Source organism: Pseudomonas sp. GV071 (assembly GCF_003050835.1).
In the GTDB taxonomy this organism is placed as follows: Bacteria; Pseudomonadota; Gammaproteobacteria; order Pseudomonadales; family Pseudomonadaceae; genus Aquipseudomonas.
On record NZ_QAOJ01000001.1, the window covers coordinates 472014 to 490314 of the forward strand.

Annotated in this window: 16 protein-coding genes; 1 reads left to right on the forward strand and 15 read right to left on the reverse strand. The window is 60.5% G+C overall.

Features of this window, described 5'->3' with window-relative positions; genetic code table 11:
* Position 1 precedes the first annotated feature (1 nt).
* A complete protein-coding gene (locus C8K61_RS02055; RefSeq protein WP_108094505.1) occupies positions 2–868 on the forward strand; it encodes a glycosyltransferase in 867 nt (288 codons plus the stop codon).
* Here C8K61_RS02055 and C8K61_RS02060 read toward each other — a convergent pair.
* The 15 genes from C8K61_RS02060 to C8K61_RS02130 all read right to left on the reverse strand — a co-directional run bounded on the left by C8K61_RS02060 (position 854) and on the right by C8K61_RS02130 (position 18110).
* Entirely contained in the window at positions 854–2023 is a 1170-nt protein-coding gene (locus tag C8K61_RS02060) for an O-antigen ligase (RefSeq protein ID WP_108094506.1), read from the reverse strand. The two genes, C8K61_RS02055 and C8K61_RS02060, sit on opposite strands and share 15 nt — an antisense overlap.
* 201 nt (positions 2024–2224) lie before the next feature.
* Positions 2225–3694, reverse strand: a complete 1470-nt coding sequence (gene nuoN / locus C8K61_RS02065; RefSeq protein WP_108094507.1) for an NADH-quinone oxidoreductase subunit NuoN — start codon at positions 3692–3694, stop codon at positions 2225–2227.
* 1 nt (position 3695) lies between these two features.
* The gene (nuoM, locus tag C8K61_RS02070) at positions 3696–5228 is read right to left on the reverse strand and encodes an NADH-quinone oxidoreductase subunit M (protein WP_108094508.1); all 1533 of its coding nucleotides are present in this window, start codon (positions 5226–5228) and stop codon (positions 3696–3698) included.
* A gap of 15 nt (positions 5229–5243) precedes the next feature.
* Positions 5244–7094 carry an NADH-quinone oxidoreductase subunit L gene (nuoL, locus tag C8K61_RS02075; RefSeq protein ID WP_108094509.1) on the reverse strand — a complete coding sequence of 617 codons (1851 nt, stop codon included), beginning with the start codon at positions 7092–7094 and terminating at the stop codon, positions 5244–5246.
* Positions 7091–7399, reverse strand: a complete 309-nt coding sequence (nuoK, locus tag C8K61_RS02080) for an NADH-quinone oxidoreductase subunit NuoK (protein WP_108094510.1) — start codon at positions 7397–7399, stop codon at positions 7091–7093. Before nuoK ends, nuoL begins: the two co-directional genes overlap by 4 nt.
* Entirely contained in the window at positions 7399–7905 is a 507-nt protein-coding gene (gene nuoJ / locus C8K61_RS02085; protein WP_108094511.1) for an NADH-quinone oxidoreductase subunit J, read from the reverse strand. The genes nuoK and nuoJ overlap by 1 nt, the downstream gene beginning before the upstream one ends.
* 61 nt (positions 7906–7966) lie before the next feature.
* The gene (gene nuoI / locus C8K61_RS02090) at positions 7967–8515 is read right to left on the reverse strand and encodes an NADH-quinone oxidoreductase subunit NuoI (RefSeq protein WP_108094512.1); all 549 of its coding nucleotides are present in this window, start codon (positions 8513–8515) and stop codon (positions 7967–7969) included.
* 12 nt (positions 8516–8527) lie between these two features.
* Complete coding sequence (gene nuoH / locus C8K61_RS02095; protein ID WP_108094513.1) at positions 8528–9535, reverse strand: NADH-quinone oxidoreductase subunit NuoH; 1008 nt, start codon at positions 9533–9535, stop codon at positions 8528–8530.
* Complete coding sequence (gene nuoG, locus C8K61_RS02100; protein WP_108094514.1) at positions 9532–12249, reverse strand: NADH-quinone oxidoreductase subunit NuoG; 2718 nt, start codon at positions 12247–12249, stop codon at positions 9532–9534. Before nuoG ends, nuoH begins: the two co-directional genes overlap by 4 nt.
* A gap of 154 nt (positions 12250–12403) precedes the next feature.
* Entirely contained in the window at positions 12404–13768 is a 1365-nt protein-coding gene (gene nuoF / locus C8K61_RS02105) for an NADH-quinone oxidoreductase subunit NuoF (RefSeq protein ID WP_108094515.1), read from the reverse strand.
* Positions 13765–14265: an NADH-quinone oxidoreductase subunit NuoE gene (gene nuoE / locus C8K61_RS02110; protein WP_108094516.1), complete on the reverse strand. Its 501-nt coding sequence runs from the start codon at positions 14263–14265 to the stop codon at positions 13765–13767. Before nuoE ends, nuoF begins: the two co-directional genes overlap by 4 nt.
* Before the next feature lie 2 nt (positions 14266–14267).
* Entirely contained in the window at positions 14268–16049 is a 1782-nt protein-coding gene (gene nuoC, locus C8K61_RS02115) for an NADH-quinone oxidoreductase subunit C/D (protein ID WP_108094517.1), read from the reverse strand.
* Between the two features lie 68 nt (positions 16050–16117).
* Positions 16118–16792: an NADH-quinone oxidoreductase subunit B family protein gene (locus C8K61_RS02120; RefSeq protein WP_108094518.1), complete on the reverse strand. Its 675-nt coding sequence runs from the start codon at positions 16790–16792 to the stop codon at positions 16118–16120.
* Between the two features lie 10 nt (positions 16793–16802).
* Positions 16803–17219 (reverse strand): NADH-quinone oxidoreductase subunit A, encoded by a 417-nt coding sequence (locus C8K61_RS02125; protein WP_108094519.1) that lies wholly within the window; start codon positions 17217–17219, stop codon positions 16803–16805.
* Between the two features lie 402 nt (positions 17220–17621).
* The gene (locus C8K61_RS02130; protein ID WP_108094520.1) at positions 17622–18110 is read right to left on the reverse strand and encodes a DUF4442 domain-containing protein; all 489 of its coding nucleotides are present in this window, start codon (positions 18108–18110) and stop codon (positions 17622–17624) included.
* Positions 18111–18301: the final 191 nt, after the last annotated feature.

The following is an 18301-nucleotide window of genomic DNA, read 5'->3' on the forward strand; positions in this document are numbered from 1 at the left end:
CATGGCAGACCTCGCACAACCGCTGGTAAGCGTGATTATCGCGTCGTACAACCATGCGCCTTACATCGAGGCGAGCATCGCCAGCGTTCTGGAGCAGACCTATCCGGCCATTGAGCTGTTGGTGGTTGACGATGGTTCGAGCGACGACAGTGTTGGCCGTATAAAGCGTCTGCAAGCGATTCACGGCTTCGACTTTCGTACCCAAGCCAATCAAGGCCTGTCCCGTACATTAAATGCCGCTGTGGCGCGCGCCAGCGGCAGGCTTATCGTGCCCTTCGGTTCTGATGATGTGATGTTGCCGGAACGGATTGGTCGCCAGGTTGACTACCTGCAAGGCAAAGCCGAAGTGGGGATCTGCGCAGGGGGTATTCGACACATTGATGCCCAAGGGCGGCTCCTAGGTACCCCCCGATCGTTGCCATGGCGCCGGCTCGATTTCGACGACATTTTTCTTCATCGTCAGCCCGGTGCGCCCGCCGCCACCCTGATGTTTCGCCGTGAAGCGTTGCAGGAAGTGGGCGGGTTCGACCCGCAGATTCGCCTCGAAGACTTACTCATCGAGCTGAAGATCACCCGCGCTGGTTATGTAATCGACGTGCTTCCCGAGGTGCTTGCGTTGTATCGCGTGCACCCGAGCAATACCTACAAGAACCATCCGTTTATGCTCGATAATGTGTTACGTACCTACGCGCAGTTCAGCGATCACCCAGCGTACCGACAGGTGTGCCAGCGTTTTCGTAATTCGATGTTCCTCAAGGTCGCGCGCCATGACAAACAATTGGCTCGAAAGCTACTGAGGGAACTCTCCTGGCGCGACTGGGATAGCAAAACCCTACGTGGATTAGTACGCCTGTTATTGCCTGGGTAAGGTGCGCGGATGGGTGGCGGCCAGCAGTGCCAGCGGAATCCAAAGCAGAAACCAGTGTTCTTTGGGCCGTGAGAAAAATGCACTGCCTTCGGTTAAACCCGCCGCCAGGCCGAACACCACCAGGGTCGAGGCCAGCAACACGTCGTTGCGCTGGCGTTGCTGCCAGGCATGCCTGAGGGCGTAGGTATAGAGCGCCATCCACAGGCCCAAGCCGATCAACCCTCCAGAAAACAACACTCCCAGTTCAATGTTATGGGTGTCCGCCAGTGGTTGCTCCAGGCCCGGCACTGCAAACACCTGCGGGTGACTCAGCCCGAGTCCGAACCACCAATGGCCATCCAGTTGCCGGAGCACTTCCAGCCAGATCGCCGGGCGATAGGACAGGCCTCGATCAAGCAGACCGTGCGTTGGTTGCAGCACCTGCCAGAGCAGGGCGATGGCCAGCGCTGCGCCATACAGCAACCACAGCCGTTTGCGCCATTGCACCAGGGTCAACCACAGCAACGAGGCGGCAATTGCCACTAACGGTGTGCGCGAGCCGGTCAGCAGTAGGAAGAGCCCTAGCGGTGCCAGCGCTAGGAGGGGGCGCCAGGCCCAGGGAGAAGGTTGCTGGTGCCAGCGCACCAGCCAATACACGCAAAAAAATCCAAACACATGGGCGCTGAGCAAGGGGTTGTACAGCGCGCCGTAACCCGGCAAACGACCGCCTTCGTCGCGATAGAGGTAGTAGGTGATCGAAGCCAGTGCACAGAGCACAGCAACCCAGGCGCTCCACTCGGTCATCCGTTCCAGGCGCGGCTGATTGTGCTCGGCCAGCAACACCGCAGCGACCAGCAACACGCCGATATACAGCGGCCGTTTGCTCATGCTTAGCCAGGAGTCGTCACTGCCTGCCCAGGTCACCGACAGCAGCATGTAGGCGGCAAACAACAGAAACAGCTGCAGTAACCGCACCTGCCGCAGTAGCGCAAGGCAGCCAGGCTGAAGCAGCACCACCAGCAGGGTTGGTGTGGCCAGGCTGAGGTAATAGAGCTGGTGATAGACGCTGCGATCACCGATCCAGAACATGCCGCTGAGCGTGGCGAACCAGCCAAGAGGCAGGCAGTAGTTGAGGATAAAGTGGCTGACGGTTTGGCGGTTGAAGAAGAGGGTCATGGCGTATTGGAGCGGGGCTGAGGGAGCGCAAAATTACGGGACTCACGCGCAAAAGGACACCTGAAAGACGCTTTGAAATTTCTGAGGAAATGGGGCAGGGCGCGCCCTCACCTCCACGCGAGGATATGGGGAGTTCCAGCGCAAACGCCACGCCCACAAAAAAGCCCGGCATATAGCCGGGCTTTTTCTTCGCAACAGACCTTAGTGAACCAAGGCCATGGTCGCGTTCTGTACCAGTTCCAGTAACGGTTGCGGGTACACGCCGAGCACGAAGGCCAGTGCGGCAACGGCCAACAACATCACGCCACCGGTGCGTTGGCCCCAGTTGAACGGTGCATCGTGTCGATGCAGGTTCGGCTCGACCAGGAACAGGGTGACCATCACGCGCAGGTAGTAGAACACGCCAATCGCGCTGCCCAGCACCATGGCCGCCAGTAGCCACCATTGATGGGATTCGACACCGACCATGATCACGTAGAACTTGCCGATAAAGCCGGAGGTCAGCGGAATACCCGCCAGCGACAGCATCATCACGGTGAGCACGGCGGTCAGGTACGGACGGCGCCAGAACAGGCCGCGGTATTCGTACAGCGCGTCGGCGTCGCGGCCGCTGTACGGCGTCGACATCAATGTGATCACACCGAAGGCACCCAGGCTGGTCAGCACGTAAGTGGCCAGGTACACGCCAACCGCTTCCACGGCCAGGCCCTTGCCGGCGATCACGGCGATCAGCAGGTAACCGAAGTGGGCGATGGAGGAGTAACCGAGCAGACGCTTGAGGTTGTTCTGCAGCAGTGCCAGCAAGTTACCGACCAGAATCGACGCCACGGCGATCACCGACAGCACGGTGGTCAGCAGACCTTCGTTGGCGGCCGGGGAGAGCAGGAACAGGCGCACCATCACCACAAACACGGCGACTTTACTGGCGGTGGCCAGGAAGGCCGCAACCGGTGCCGGGGCACCTTCGTATACGTCCGGCGTCCACAAGTGGAACGGTACCAGCGACAGTTTGAATGCCAGACCTACCAGCATCATGCCCAGACCGAGTTGCGCCATGGCGCTTTGTACGCCGGTGGCGGCCAGCTTGGCGCCGATGCCGGTGAAGCTCAGGGTGCCGGCGTCGGCGTACAGCAGGGCCATACCGAACAGCAGGAAGGCGGAGCCGGCGGCAGACAGCACCATGTATTTGATACCGGCTTCCAGCGAACGCTTGTTGAAGAAGGCGTAGGCGACCATGCCATACACCGGCACCGACAGCAGTTCCAGGCCGATGAACAAACCGGCCAGGTGCTGCGCGCAGACCAGCACGATAGCGCCGGCTGCAGCCAGCAGAATCAGCAGGTACAGCTCGTCGCGGTTGCCCGGGAAGCCAACCTTGTCGTCACCCATGTAGGCGTGCACCAGGGTTACGCAGGCCAGGGTGGCGACCAGGATCAGGCCGATGTAGAAGTTGGCGAAGTTGTCCACCAGCAGCAGGCTGGTGACTGCCAGCGGCGTGGCTTTGACGGCCGGGATGATCGCTAGCAGAGCCAGGTTCAGACCAAGGCCCGAGAGCACGAAGGTCTGGCTGTGGTTACGGCGCCAGGCGATTGCCAGCATCACCACCACGATGGTGGCGCAAACCACCAGCAGCGGCAGCAGGGCGAGCAGATGTTGAGTCGTGAATTCCATATTACAGACTGCCCGATGCGAGTTGAGGGAGAGCGGCACCGAGCCACTGTTGAACGCCATGCATGGTGGCGTAGGAGGTATCGAGAATCGGCTGCGGGTACACCCCGAGCAGAATCAGCAACACCGCCAGGCCCAGTACCATGAACATCTCACGGCCATTCATGCCTCGCAGCGCATCGTCGGATTTGGTCGGGCCGAAATAGGCACGGTGGATCATGATCAGCGAGTACACCGAACCGAACACCAGGCCGGTAGCGGCGACGATGGTGAACCACGGGAAGGCTTTGAAGGCCCCGATCAGAATCAGGAATTCGCCAACGAAGTTACCGGTACCCGGCAAGCCCAGCGCCGCAGCGGCGAAGAACAGGCTGATGGCCGGCAGGTACGGCAGGCGACCCCAGATACCGCCCATTTCGCGCATATCACGAGTATGCAAGCGCTCATACAGCTGGCCGCTGAGGATAAACAGCGCCGAGGCCGACAGACCGTGGGCAATCATCTGCACCACCGCGCCCTGCAGGGCGATCTGGCTGCCGGAGTAGATGGCGATCAGCACGAAACCCATGTGCGACACGCTGGAGTAGGCGATCAGGCGCTTGATGTCGGTCTGTGCGAACGACAGCAGGGCACCGTAGATGATCGCGAACACGCCCAGGTACATGGCGATGTGGGCGAACTCAGCCGAGGCGTTAGGGAACAGCGGCAGGGCGAAGCGCAGCAGGCCGTAAGCAGCGGTTTTCAGCAGGATACCGGCCAGGTCGACGGAACCGGCAGTCGGCGCCTGGGCGTGCGCATCCGGCAGCCAGGAGTGGAATGGCACGACCGGGAACTTCACCGCGAAGGCGATGAAGAAACCGAGCATGAGGATGTACTCGGTGCCTTCCGACATCTTGGTTTTCAGCAGGTCGGCGTAGTTGAAGCTGATCACGCCGGTGGTGTTGTAGTTGACGAACACCAGGCCAAGGATGGCAATCAGCATGATCAGGCCGCTGGCCTGGGTGTAGATGAAGAACTTGGTGGCGGCGTTGATGCGGGTGTTGCCCTTGCTGCCGCTGTGACCCCAGAGCGCGATGAGGAAGTACATCGGCACCAGCATCATTTCCCAGAAGAAGAAGAACAGGAACAGGTCGATGGCCAGGAACACGCCCACCACGCCGCCGAGAATCCACAGCAGGTTGAGGTGGAAGAAGCCAACGCGGTTCTGGATTTCATTCCAGGAGCAGAGCACGGACAGCACGCCGAGCAGACCAGTCAGTACGATCATCAGGACCGACAAACCGTCCATGGCCAGGTGAATGGTGATGCCGAAGCGATCAATCCATTGCACTTTGAACTCATGGGCCCAAACCGGCTCAGCGCCTGGCGCCGGGGCCAGGCTGAAATTGCCGGTGGCCCACAGCCACAGGCTCAGGCTGAACAGCAGGACCATGCTGAGCAGGGCGATCCAGCGCGGCAGTGTGTTACCGAACCGTTCGGCCTGCCAGCACAGCAGGCCGCCGATAAAGGGAATCAGGATTAGCCAAGGCAGAATCATGACGGGCTGTTTTCCTTAATTCAAAATCAGAAGAAGGGCGAGCAGCAGCACGGCACCGCCGGCCACCGAGGCCGAGTACCAGCGCAGATTGCCGGTTTCCGTACGGCTCATCAGGCCATTACCCAGGCGCACCAGACGCGGGATCACACCGATGCTGCTATTGATCGGGTCATTGCCCAGCAGACGGGTAATCAGCAGGTACGGCTGAACAAAAATCTTGTCGTAAAGCCAGTCAAAACCCCACGCGGCGAACCACCAGGCCGACAGCAGTTTGCCCGGGCCGCTGTTGGCGACCGCAGTAGCGAAACGGCGCTTGCCGAGGAACAGCACAGCGGCCAGGGCGATACCGGCGATGGCGATCAGGCCCGAGGACAGCTCCAGGCTGTGCTTGGCTTCGCCGCCAGCGTGGCCGAAGCTTTCCGGCAGTACGCCTGCCAGCGGTGGGCTGATCAGGGCGCCAATAAAGGTCGACAGTACGATCAGTACACCCAGCGGCAGCCAGTGGCTGATGCCGTGGCCGGCGTGGGCCTCGGTTTTCGCCTCGCCGTGGAAGGCGATGAAAATCAGGCGGAAGGTGTACAGCGAGGTCATGAACGCACCGACCAGACCGGCATACAGCAGGCCGGTGTGGCCGCTGGCAAAGGCTTCCCAGAGGATTTCATCCTTGGAATAGAAGCCGGCGGTCACGAACGGCAGGGCGGCCAGGGCGGCGCCACCGACGATGAAACTGGCGTAGGCCAACGGTAGTTTCTTCCACAGGCCGCCCATCTTAAAGATGTTCTGCTCGTGGTGGCAGGCCACGATCACCGCACCGGAAGCAAGGAACAGCAGGGCCTTGAAGAAGGCGTGGGTCATCAGGTGGAAAATCGCCGCGTCCCAGGCGCCAACACCCAGAGCGAGGAACATGTAGCCGATCTGGCTCATGGTCGAGTAGGCGAGGATGCGCTTGATGTCGGTCTGTACCAGCGCGGCGAAACCGGCGAGCACCAGGGTTACGGCGCCGACGATGCCGACCAGCTCGAGAATTTCCGGGGTCAGCAGGAACAGGCCGTGGGTCCGGGCAATCAGGTACACACCGGCGGTCACCATGGTCGCCGCGTGGATCAGCGCGGACACCGGGGTAGGGCCGGCCATCGCATCGGCGAGCCAGGTTTGCAGCGGCAGCTGGGCCGATTTACCGACGGCGCCACCGAGCAGCATCAGGGTCGCCCACCACAGCCAGGTGTCACCGGCCACGAGTTTCTGCGGCGCCAACACCATCAGCTCCTGAATATTCAGGGTGCCCAGGTGTTGGAACAGAATGAACAAGCCGATGGCCATGAATACGTCGCCGATACGGGTGACGATAAAGGCCTTCAGTGCGGCGTTACCGTTGTTGCGGTTGCTGTAGTAGAAGCCGATCAGCAGGTAGCTGCACAGGCCCACACCTTCCCAACCGAAGTACAGGAACAGCAGGTTATCGCCGAGCACCAGGAACAGCATGCTGGTGATAAACAGGTTGGTGTAGGAGAAGAAGCGCGAGTAGCCCGCTTCACCGCGCATGTACCAAGAGGCGAACAGGTGGATCAGAAAGCCCACGCCAGTCACTACACCGAGCATGGTCAGCGACAGGCCGTCCAGGTACAGGGTGAAGCTTGGGGCGAAGCCGTCTACCGCCATCCATTGCCACAGCACCTGGGTGTACACGCCACCCTCTGGCGGGTTGACGTTGAATTGGTAGATCAGAAAGGCGGTGGTCAGGGCCGACAGGCCAACCGAGCCAACGCCGATCAGCGCCGAGAGGTTTTCCGACCATTTGCCGCGGGAAAAAGACAGCAGCAACCAGCCGATCAGGGGGAACGTAAACGTCAGAAATAGAAGGTTCATCCGCGCATCTCGCTGGCAGCGTCGATATCGAGGGTGTGGAAGCGGCGATACAGCTGCAGCAACACGGCCAGGCCGATACTGGCTTCGGCGGCAGCCAAGCTCAGCACCAGAATGAACATGACTTGCCCGTCAGGCTGGGCCCAACGACTTCCGGCGACGATGAAGGCCAAACCGGCAGCATTCATCATGATTTCCAGGCTCATCAGCACGAAGAGGATGTTGCGGCGCACCATCAGGCCGACGAGGCCGAGGCAGAACAGCACACCCGCGACGGCCAGGCCGTGCTCCAGGGGAATCGAGTTCATCATTGGATTTCCTTCGCCTCTTGACGGCCGAGGTGGAACGCAGCGACCACGGCTGCCAGCAGCAGCATGGAGGCCAGTTCAACCACCAGCAGGTAAGGGCCAAACAGGCTGATGCCGACGGCTTTCGGGCCGACAGTGGTGAGGCCTACAACGCCGGCGCTCGGGCTGCCGAACAGCACGTAAAGCAACTCGCCAAGCAGCAACAGCGCCAGCAGCGCCGGGCCGAACCAGATGCCTGGTGTCAGCCAGGCACGTTCCTGGGTTGCGGCAGCGGGCCCGAGGTTGAGCATCATCACCACGAAGACGAACAGCACCATGATGGCGCCGGCGTAAACGATGATTTCCAGGGCCCCGGCAAAAGGAGCGCCGAGGCTGAAGAAGGTCATCGACACGGCCAACAGCGAAATGATCAGGTAGAGCAGGGCGTGCACGGGGTTGGTGTTGGTGACCACTCGTAGAGTGGACACCACCGCCACGCCGGACGCGAAGTAGAAAGCGAATTCCATAGTCAGTTTCCCACGACGGATACGGGCAGCCAGAGGCCGGTCAGGTTCAATAGGTTGCGCATTACGGCAGCAGCCCCTTGACGTTGATCGGTTCGGCTTCGTTTTGCGCCGCGCCCTTTGGTTTACCAGCGATCGCCATACCGGCCACGCGATAGAAGTTGTAGTCCGGGTTTTTGCCCGGGCCGGAAATCAGCAGGTCTTCTTTCTCGTACACTAGGTCCTGACGCTTGAGCTCGGCCATTTCAAAATCCGGCGTGAGCTGGATAGCGGTAGTCGGGCAGGCTTCTTCGCACAGGCCGCAGAAGATGCAGCGCGAGAAGTTGATGCGGAAGAACTCCGGGTACCAACGACCGTCGTCGGTCTCGGCTTTCTGCAGGGCAATACAACCGACCGGGCAGGCCACGGCGCACAGGTTGCAGGCTACGCAACGCTCTTCACCATCGGGGTCGCGGGTGAGCACGATGCGGCCACGGTAGCGCGGCGGCAGGTACACCGGCTCTTCCGGGTACTGCAGGGTGTCGCGTTTGCGGAAGGCATGGGAGAACACCATCACCAGGCTGCGAAGCTGGGTGTAGGTGCCATGCACGATGTCGAACAGGTACTTGAGCATGGTCATTCTCCTTTACTGAGCCACGCCGGCCGGGGTGTTGAGCAACACCACAGCAGCAGTCACCAGCAAATTGATCAGGGTCAGCGGCAGGCAGAACTTCCAGCTGAAATCCATCACCTGGTCATAGCGTGGGCGCGGGATAGAGGCGCGCAGCAGGATGAACAACATGATGAAGAAGCCGGTCTTGAGCGCAAACCAGACGAATGACAACGACGGCAGGATATTGAACGGGCCATGCCAGCCGCCGAAGAACAAGGTGACCAGCAGCGCCGAGATCAGCACGATGCCGATGTATTCACCCACGAAGAACATGCCCCATTTCATGCCGGCATATTCGATGTGGTAACCGTCGGCCAGCTCTTGCTCGGCTTCCGGTTGGTCGAACGGGTGACGGTGGGTTACGGCTACGCCCGCGATGAAGAAGGTACAGAAGCCGAAGAACTGCGGAATGATGAACCACAGGTTTTGCGCCTGGTATTCAACGATTTCACGCATGTTGAACGAGCCAGCCTGGATCACGATGCCCATCAGCGACAGGCCCATGAACACTTCGTACGACACGGTTTGCGCCGAGGCACGCAAGCTGCCGAGCAGGGCGAACTTGTTGTTACTCGACCATCCGGCGAACAGTACCGCGTAGACCGACAAACCGGCCATGGCGAAGAAGAACAGCAAGCCGATGTTCAGGTCCGCCACGCCCCAGGTCGGGGTGATCGGGATGATCGCGAAAGCGATCAGCAGGCAGCTCATGGCAACCACCGGCGCCAGGGTGAAAATCACCTTGTCGGCGAACGGCGGCGTCCAGTCTTCCTTGAAGAACATTTTGATCATGTCGGCTGCAATCTGGAACGCACCGAACGGGCCGACTCGGTTCGGACCGTAACGGTCTTGCCAGAGGGCCAGCAGGCGACGTTCCACCCAGCTCAACAGCGCACCGCACACCACCACGGCGAGCAGAATGACGATGGCCTTGAGGACGGCGATGATCACGTCGATCACCTCAGGAGTGAACCAACTCATTGCGCGGCCTCCTGCAGCGAATCAGCGGTTTTTCCAGCAATCGCGGCCGGAATGCCGGCCAGACCAACCGGCAGTGCAACCAGACCGGCGCTCAGCTCTTCGCTGACACGAAGCGGCAGACGCAGGGTTTGCCCGGCCACATTGAGGCTGACCAGCGCGCCGTCGTTGACGCCCAGGCGGGCGGCTTCGGAAGCGGCCACCGCTACATAGGCTTCAGGAATGCGCTGTTGTACTGGAGCGGCGCGCGAGGAGTTCTCTTCGCTACCGAACAGGTGATGCACGGGTACAACCTGCCAGGTGCCTTGCGCCGGGTTGAACGCGCCCGGTGCAGTGGCGAACCAGCTCAGGCCATCGCCTTTGCTTTCGATCAGGCGAGTACCCGGGTCACCGGCACGCAGGTGGCCGCCGACTTCGTCCTGGAACTTGTTCCAGGCTTGCGGCGAGTTCCAACCCGGCGACCAGGCGAATGGCACCTGCTGACGCGGTTCGGCCGAGCCCGAGTAACCTTCCATGGAGAAGGCGAACGCGGTGTCTTGGTCTTGCGGGGTACGCGGCTCGTGCACGCTGATATTGGCGCGCATCGAGGTGCGACCGCTGTAACGCAGTGGTTCGCGGGCCATTTTCAGGCCTTTGATGCGGAACGCGGCGCTTGGGGCGGCTTCGACGATACCGGCCAGCAGCGGGTTGCTGGCGGCGGTGGCGGCGGTGACGTGGTCGAGCTGGGTCCAATCCACGTCCTGACCGAGCAGGGTGCTGCGCAGAGCGTGCAACCAGCGCCAGCCTTCGTGAACAAGAATATTGGCGTCGTAGTAGGTCGGATCGAACACCTGGAAGAAGCGCTGAGCGCGGCCTTCCTGGCTGACCAGGGTGCCGTCGCCTTCGGCGAAGCTGGCGGCCGGCAGTACCAGGTGGGCGCGGGTGGTGGTGGCGGTTTGCTGATGGTCAGCCACGATCACCACTTTGGCGGCGCTCAGGGCGGCGTCGACCAGCGCTTTGTCGGCGCGGGTGTAGAGGTCGTTTTCCAGCACCACAATGGCGTCGGCTTTGCCGTCGATTACGGCTTGCAGCGCGGCGTCAGCGGAGTTGCCGCCGAGCATGGTCAGGCCGAGGCTGTTAACTTCACCGACGACCAGGCTCAGGGAACCGTTCTTCTCGCGCAGCTTGAGGGCCTTGGCAATGTTGGCGGCGGCTTCGATCAGGGCGTTATTGCCCAGCGAGGTGCCGGCAATGATCAGCGGACGCTTGGCAGCCAGCAGGCTATTGGCGATGCGTTGAGCCAGTTCCAGGGCTTCGGCATCCAGGCCGGCAACGGCCGGGGCGCTGGCGTCGATGGCGTGGGCCACGGCAAAACCGATACGCGCCAGGTCATCAGGCGCTGCGTGTACGCATTCTTCGGCGACGTCGTCGAGCTTGGTGGCGTCGAGGCTGGCGATGTATAGCGGGTTCAACGCGTGTTGGCCGATGTTCTGCACGGCAGCGTTGAGCCATGGCTGAATCTTCATGGCTTCGGCCATGTCTTCGGCCTTGCCTTTGACCGTCTGGCGCAGGGCCAGGGCGATGCGGGCAGCGGTCTGGGTCAGGTCTTCACCGAGGACGAACACGGCGTCGTGCTCTTCGATGTCGCGCATGTTCGGAATGGGCAGCGGGCTGTTTTGCAGCACCTCCAATACCAGGCGCAGGTTGTCCAGCTCGTTCGCGGCGATGCCCGAGTAGAAGTGCTCGGCACCCACTAGCTCGCGCAGGGCGTAGTTGCTTTCCAGGCTGGCACGCGGCGAGCCGATGCCGACGATGGTGCGGCCACGCAGCAGATCGGCGGCGGTGTCCAGGGCCGAATCAACGCTGAGTTTCTGGTTGCCAGCGGTCAGCAGCGGCTGACGTGGGCGATCGGTGCGGTTGACGTAGCCATAACCAAAACGACCACGGTCGCAGAGGAAGTACTGGTTAACCGAACCGTTGTAGCGGTTCTCGATGCGGCGGATTTCGCCGTAACGCTCGCCGGGGCTGATGTTGCAGCCGCTCGAGCAGCCATGGCAGATGCTTGGCGAGAACTGCATGTCCCACTTGCGGTTGTAGCGCTCGGAGTGGGTTTTGTCGGTGAACACACCGGTCGGGCAGACCTCGGTGAGGTTGCCGGAGAACTCACTTTCCAGCACGCCGTCTTCAACGCGGCCGAAGTACACGTTGTCGTGGGCGCCGAATACGCCCAGGTCGGTGCCGCCGGCATAGTCTTTGTAGAACCGCACACAGCGGTAGCAGGCGATGCAGCGGTTCATTTCGTGGGCAACGAAAGGGCCGAGATCCTGGTTCTGGTGAGTGCGTTTGCTGAAGCGATAACGGCGCTCGTTGTGGCCGGTCATCACGGTCATGTCTTGCAGGTGGCAGTGACCGCCTTCCTCACACACCGGGCAGTCGTGCGGGTGGTTGGTCATCAGCCATTCAACGACGCTGGCGCGGAACGCCTTGGATTCGTCGTCGTCGATGGAGATCCAGGTGTTGTCGGTGGCGGGGGTCATGCAGGACATGACGATACGACCGCGGGTGTCGTTTTCGTCGGTGTACTGCTTCACCGCGCACTGGCGGCAGGCGCCAACGCTACCAAGCGCCGGGTGCCAGCAGAAGTACGGAATGTCGAGACCGAGGGACAGACAGGCCTGTAACAGGTTGTCCGCTCCATCGACTTCGAGGGCTTTGCCGTCTACGTGGATAGTGGCCATTTTCAAGTTTCTTCGTTGGCCCGATGTTGATCTGGAAAAACCGCCGGTGGTGCGGTTTTTGCCACCCTCAACTTACGGGCGTGGCTAATAGAATCACGGTTCGATGGGGCCAGAGCTCATAGGTACGAGTTAACTGGCCGCCGTCGCTAAAACGTTAGGCGCTAACGAACTGAGTCGGCGCCACCGGTGCGCTCGTTCGGGAAATCCCCGCTTCGAACTCCGCTCGGAAATATTTGATCGCGCTGCCCAGTGGCTCCACGGCACCCGGTGCATGCGCACAGAAGGTTTTGCCAGGGCCGAGGAAGTTGACCAGGCCCTCGAGGGTTTCGATATCGCCCGGTTGGCCATGACCTTTCTCGATGGCGCGCAGTACTTTCACGCTCCACGGCAGGCCATCGCGGCACGGCGTACAGAAACCGCAAGACTCGCGGGCGAAGAACTCTTCCATGTTGCGCAGCAGGCCGACCATGTTGACGGTGTTGTCCACCGCCATTGCCAGGCCGGTACCCATACGGGTGCCGACTTTGGCGATGCCGCCGGCGTACATCTGCGCATCCAGGTGTTCGGGCAACAAGAAGCCCGTACCGGCACCGCCGGGCTGCCAGGCTTTCAGGGTGTAACCGTCGCGCATGCCGCCGGCGTAGTCTTCGAACAGCTCGCGACCGGTGACGCCGAAGGGCAGTTCCCACAGACCAGGGTTTTTCACCTTGCCGGAGAAGCCCATGAGCTTGGTGCCCATGTCTTCGCTGCCCGGCCGGGCCAGGCCCTTGTACCACTCGATGCCGTTACCAACGATGGCCGGCACGTTGCACAGGGTTTCCACGTTGTTCACGCAGGTCGGCTTGCCCCACACGCCGACAGCGGCCGGGAAGGGCGGCTTCGAGCGTGGGTTGGCGCGGCGGCCTTCGAGGGAGTTGATCAGTGCGGTTTCTTCACCGCAGATATACCGCCCGGCGCCGGTGTGCACGAACAGCTCGAAGTCAAAACCGCTGCCGAGAATGTTCTTGCCCAGCAGGCCGGCGGCCTTGGCTTCCTCAACGGCACGGTTGAGGTTGGCGGCGGCGTCGACGTATTCGCCGCGCAGGAAGATGTAGCCGCGGTAAGCCTTGAGCGCCCGCGCACTGATCAGCATGCCTTCGATCAGCAGGTGCGGGAGCTGCTCCATGAGCATGCGGTCTTTCCAGGTGTTGGGTTCCATTTCATCCGCGTTGCACAGCAGGTAGCGGATGTTCATGGATTCGTCTTTGGGCATCAGCCCCCACTTCACGCCAGTGGGGAAGCCGGCACCACCACGGCCCTTGAGGCCGGAGTCTTTGACAGTTTGCACGATCTCGTCTTGCGACAGCTCGGCGAAGGCTTTGCGCGCAGCGGCATAGCCGTCTTTGGCCTGGTACTCGTCCAACCAAACAGGTTGCGCGTCATCACGCAGGCGCCAGGTCAGCGGGTGGGTTTCAGGCGTACGGGCAATGCTGTTGGCCGGACCGAACGAGGTCAGGCGATTGGTCGAAGCGGACGTCATACGTAAGCCTCCAGCAGTTGCGCCACGCCATCGGCTTGTACGTCACCGAAGGTGTGGTCGTCGATCATCAGCGCTGGGGCCTTGTCGCAGTTACCCAGGCAGCACACGGGCAGCAGGGTGAAACGGCCATCGCTAGTGGTTTCGCCCAGGCCGATGCCCAGTTGATCCTGAATGCTGCTAACCACGGACTCATGGCCGCCGATGTAGCAGACCATGCTGTCGCACACGCGAATGATGTGGCGGCCGACTGGCTGACGGAAAATCTGGCTATAGAACGTAGCCACACCTTCGACGTCGCTGGCGGGGATGCCGATGATTTCGCCGATGGCTGCGATGGCGCCATCCGGCACCCAGCCACGGGCTTTCTGGACGATCTTCAGCGCTTCGATGGAGGCCGCGCGCGAGTCCTCGTAGTGGTGCAACTCATGCTCGATGGCCGAACGCTCGGCATCGGTGAGGGTGAAGCGGTCGGTTTGAATCAGCGTGGTGGTAGTCATGATTAGCGGTCCACGTCGGCCATAACGAAGTCGATACTGCCCAGGTACGCAATCAAGTCGGCAACCATGCTGCCGCGGATCACCGAAGGGATCTGCTGCAGGTGCGGGAAGCTTGGCGTACGAATACGGGTGCGGTAGCTCATGGTGCCGCCATCGCTCGTCAGGTAATAACTGTTGATGCCCTTGGTCGCTTCGATCATCTGGAAGCTTTCGTTGGCCGGCATCACCGGGCCCCAGGAAACTTGCAGGAAGTGGGTGATCAAGGTCTCGATGTGCTGCAGGGTGCGTTCTTTCGGCGGCGGCGTGGTCAGCGGGTGATCCGCCTTGTACGGGCCTTCCGGCATATTGCGCATGCACTGGTCGATGATTTTGATGCTCTGGCGCATCTCTTCCACACGCACGATGCAGCGGTCGTAGGCGTCGCCGTTTACGGCCAGCGGCACTTCGAATTCGAAGTTCTCGTAGCCCGAATAAGGGCGCGCTTTACGCAGGTCGAAGTCCAGACCGGTGGAACGCAGGCCTGCACCGGTGATACCCCATTCCAAGGCTTCCTTGGTGTTGTACTGAGCGACGCCAATGGTACGGCCACGCAGGATGCTGTTTTTCAGCGCTGCTTTTTCGTATTCGTCGAGGCGTTTTGGCAGCCATTCAACGAAGTCCTTCACCAGTTTTTCCCAGCCGCGCGGCAGGTCGTGCGCGACGCCACCGATGCGGTACCAGGCCGGGTGCAGACGGAAACCAGTGATGGCCTCGATCACGGTGTAGGCGCGCTGGCGGTCGGTAAAGGTGAAGAACACCGGCGTCATGGCGCCGACGTCTTGAATGTAAGTACCGAGGAACAGCAGGTGGCTGGTGATACGGAAGAACTCGGCCATCATGATGCGGATGACGTCGACCTTCTCTGGCACCTTGATGCCGGCCAGCTTCTCGACCGAGAGCACGTACGGCAGGTTGTTCATTACGCCGCCGAGGTAGTCGATACGGTCGGTGTACGGAATGAAGCTGTGCCAGGACTGACGCTCGGCCATCTTCTCGGCGCCACGGTGGTGGTAACCGACTTCCGGCACGCAGTCGACGATCTCTTCACCGTCCAGCTGCAGCACGATTCGGAACGCACCGTGGGCCGAAGGGTGGTTGGGACCGAGGTTGAGGAACATGTAGTCCTCGTTCTGGTTGCCGCGTTTCATGCCCCAGTCTTCCGGGTTGAAGCGTGCGGCTTCTTCTTCCAGATTCTGTTTGGCCACCGACAGGCTGAACGGATCGAACTCGGTGGCGCGCGCCGGGTAGTCCTTGCGCAGCGGGTGACCCTGCCAGGTCGGCGGCATCATGATGCGGGTCAGGTGCGGGTGTCCGGCAAAGGTGATGCCGTACATGTCCCAGACTTCGCGCTCGTACCAGTTGGCGTTGGGCCAGATATTGGTGACGGTAGGCAGGTTGAGGTCGCGCTCGGACAGGGCGACTTTGATCATCACGTCACTATTTCGCTCGATCGACATCAGGTGGTAGAACACCGTGAAGTCGGCGCCCGGCAGCCCGCGGCGCTGGGTGCGCAGGCGCTCGTCGACGCCGTGCAGGTCGTAGAGCATGACGTAGGGTTTGGGCAGCTGACGCAGGAAGGTCAGCACCTCGATCAAGCGTTCACGGGCCACCCACAGCACCGGCATGCCGGTACGGGTTTGCTGCGCGGTAAACGCTTCTGCGCCAAAGCGCGTGTTCAGTTCATTGACGACGTCTTGGTCGTCTGCCTTGTAGGGCGGGATGTACAGAGCGGTGTCTGCAGTCATGGTCTCGGTCGCTATCAGTCAACGTAAAGGGTGAATCCGGCGGGCTTTCTGGGTAAGAAAAAGCTAGATCACACTTCGTCGGGGCTGCGCAGGTTGGTTACCTGAATACGCTGTTCACGGCGCTGTTCCTTTTGCGACGGCATATCGGCGCGGTATACGCCTTGATCACCGACGACCCAGGAAAGGGGGCGACGCTCCTGGCCAATCGATTCTTGCAACAGCATCAATGCCTGCAGGAATGCTTCTGGGCGCGGAGGGCAGCCGGGCACGTAAACGTCCACGGGCAGGAACTTGTCCACCCCCTGAACGACAGAGTAAATATCGTACATGCCACCGGAATTCGCGCAGGCGCCCATGGAGATAACCCACTTAGGCTCGAGCATTTGCTCGTACAAGCGCTGAATGACCGGAGCCATTTTTACGAAACAGGTACCTGCGACCACCATGAAGTCGGCCTGACGGGGTGACGCACGAATTACTTCGGCACCAAACCGGGCGATGTCATGGGGAGCGGTAAAGGCAGTAGTCATCTCCACGTAGCAGCAGGACAAACCGAAGTTGTACGGCCACAAGGAGTTCTTACGCCCCCAGTTGACTGCACCGGTCAGTACGTCCTGCAATTTGCCCATGTAGATGTTTTTGTGGACTTGATCCTCTAGAGGATCTGAAACGGTCTCCCGTTCGCCGATCGGATACTGCTCATTAGGCGCATCCGGGTCGATCCTGGTGAGTTTGTATTGCATCGCCAAAGCCTCATTGTTTTAGCTTCGCCTGCCGCTTGCGACGACCTTCGGGAGCCCAATCAAGAGCACCGATGCGCCATAGGTAGACAAGACCTGCCAACAGAATTGCTATAAAAACTGTAGCTTCAATAAAGCCGGCCCAGCCGCTTTCGCGAACCGACACCGACCAGGCGAAGAGAAAGAGGGCTTCAACGTCGAAGATCACGAAGAGCATCGCGACCAGATAGAATTTTGCGGAGAGGCGCAGGCGCGCGTTGCCAGTCGGCAGCATGCCGGATTCGAAGGGTTCGTTTTTGCTGCGACCCCAGGCCTTGCTACCGAGCAGGCTGGAGACACCGAGCATGAAGGCGCAAAGGCCAACAACGCCCAACAGGAAAATGGCAAAGCCCCAGTTGTGGGACATGGTCGCTACGGCTTCAACAGGCATGCCGGTACTCCTTAGACAAGCATCGGCGAAATCATGGAAAGTGGAAGTTGCTGGTTCTCAATGCTTAGCCAGCAATCTAATTTTCGTAATTTTATGCGTGTCTGGCTTGGTAAGTAAATTTTTCCTTATAAAAAATTAACTTACGGGCCAACATGTTAGCGCTGCAAATCGCGCAAAGCCCCGTGCGACGGGGTTATGGCGGTTTCTAAGTCCTTAGTCGAATATCCCAGTTTTTGTTGTTAATGACTGCAAACTGTGCTCTAGATGATATTCATTGTTATTTAGGCGGCAAACTCTCCTCGTCAGCCGCTCCAACAGGATAGTTGCTGTTTGTATAGATGCGAGCGTAGCGCGCCGGGGAAGTAAGTGCGGCTCTTGGCGTCGCATTTTCAGGTGCTCTAATTAGCGCTTTTTACTGACCCAGGCCCAGAGCATCTCGCAGCGAATCGGCTCGATCCCGGCTTCATCGGTGATGCTGACGGCCACCAGAACTTCACCTTTTTCCTGCGTGCGAATGGCCTCGATCTGCTCGGGCGTCAGAATTGCCGCCGCGTGCAATGCGCCAGTGGCGCGCTTCAGGTAATCGACTTTCAGGCTTTTGATCAGTGGCAATTTGTCGTCCGGCACGTTCATGCCGACCAGAAAGCCGGTGGCGGACTCGGCCAGCAGCGCCATGGCGGCAGCGTGCACGCCGTTGATGTGGTTCTGCACGCTGCGTCGGTTGGCAAGGCTAAGGTCGGCGCGGTTGGGCGTGAGTTGGTGGACGCGAACCTTGGCGGTGCCAGCGAATTTCACTTGGGAGCCGAACAGCAGGGAGAGGGCGGGCGTGTGCAGGGCGTGAGGCAGTTTGTTGATAAGGGTGACGGCGCGGCTGAGGCGGTTGCTGGGCATGGTGGGGCTCCTAGTGATGGCGGAGCCTATGTTGGGTTTTGCCTGGGGCCAACCCAACCTACGGTGTGATATTCAAAGCATCGCGGCTGAAGCCGCTCCTACGCACCGCACAATTTGTAGGAGCGGCTTCAGCCGCGATGCTTTCAAGCGGGCAATAAAAAAGGCGAACCGAAGTTCGCCTTTTTCTCACA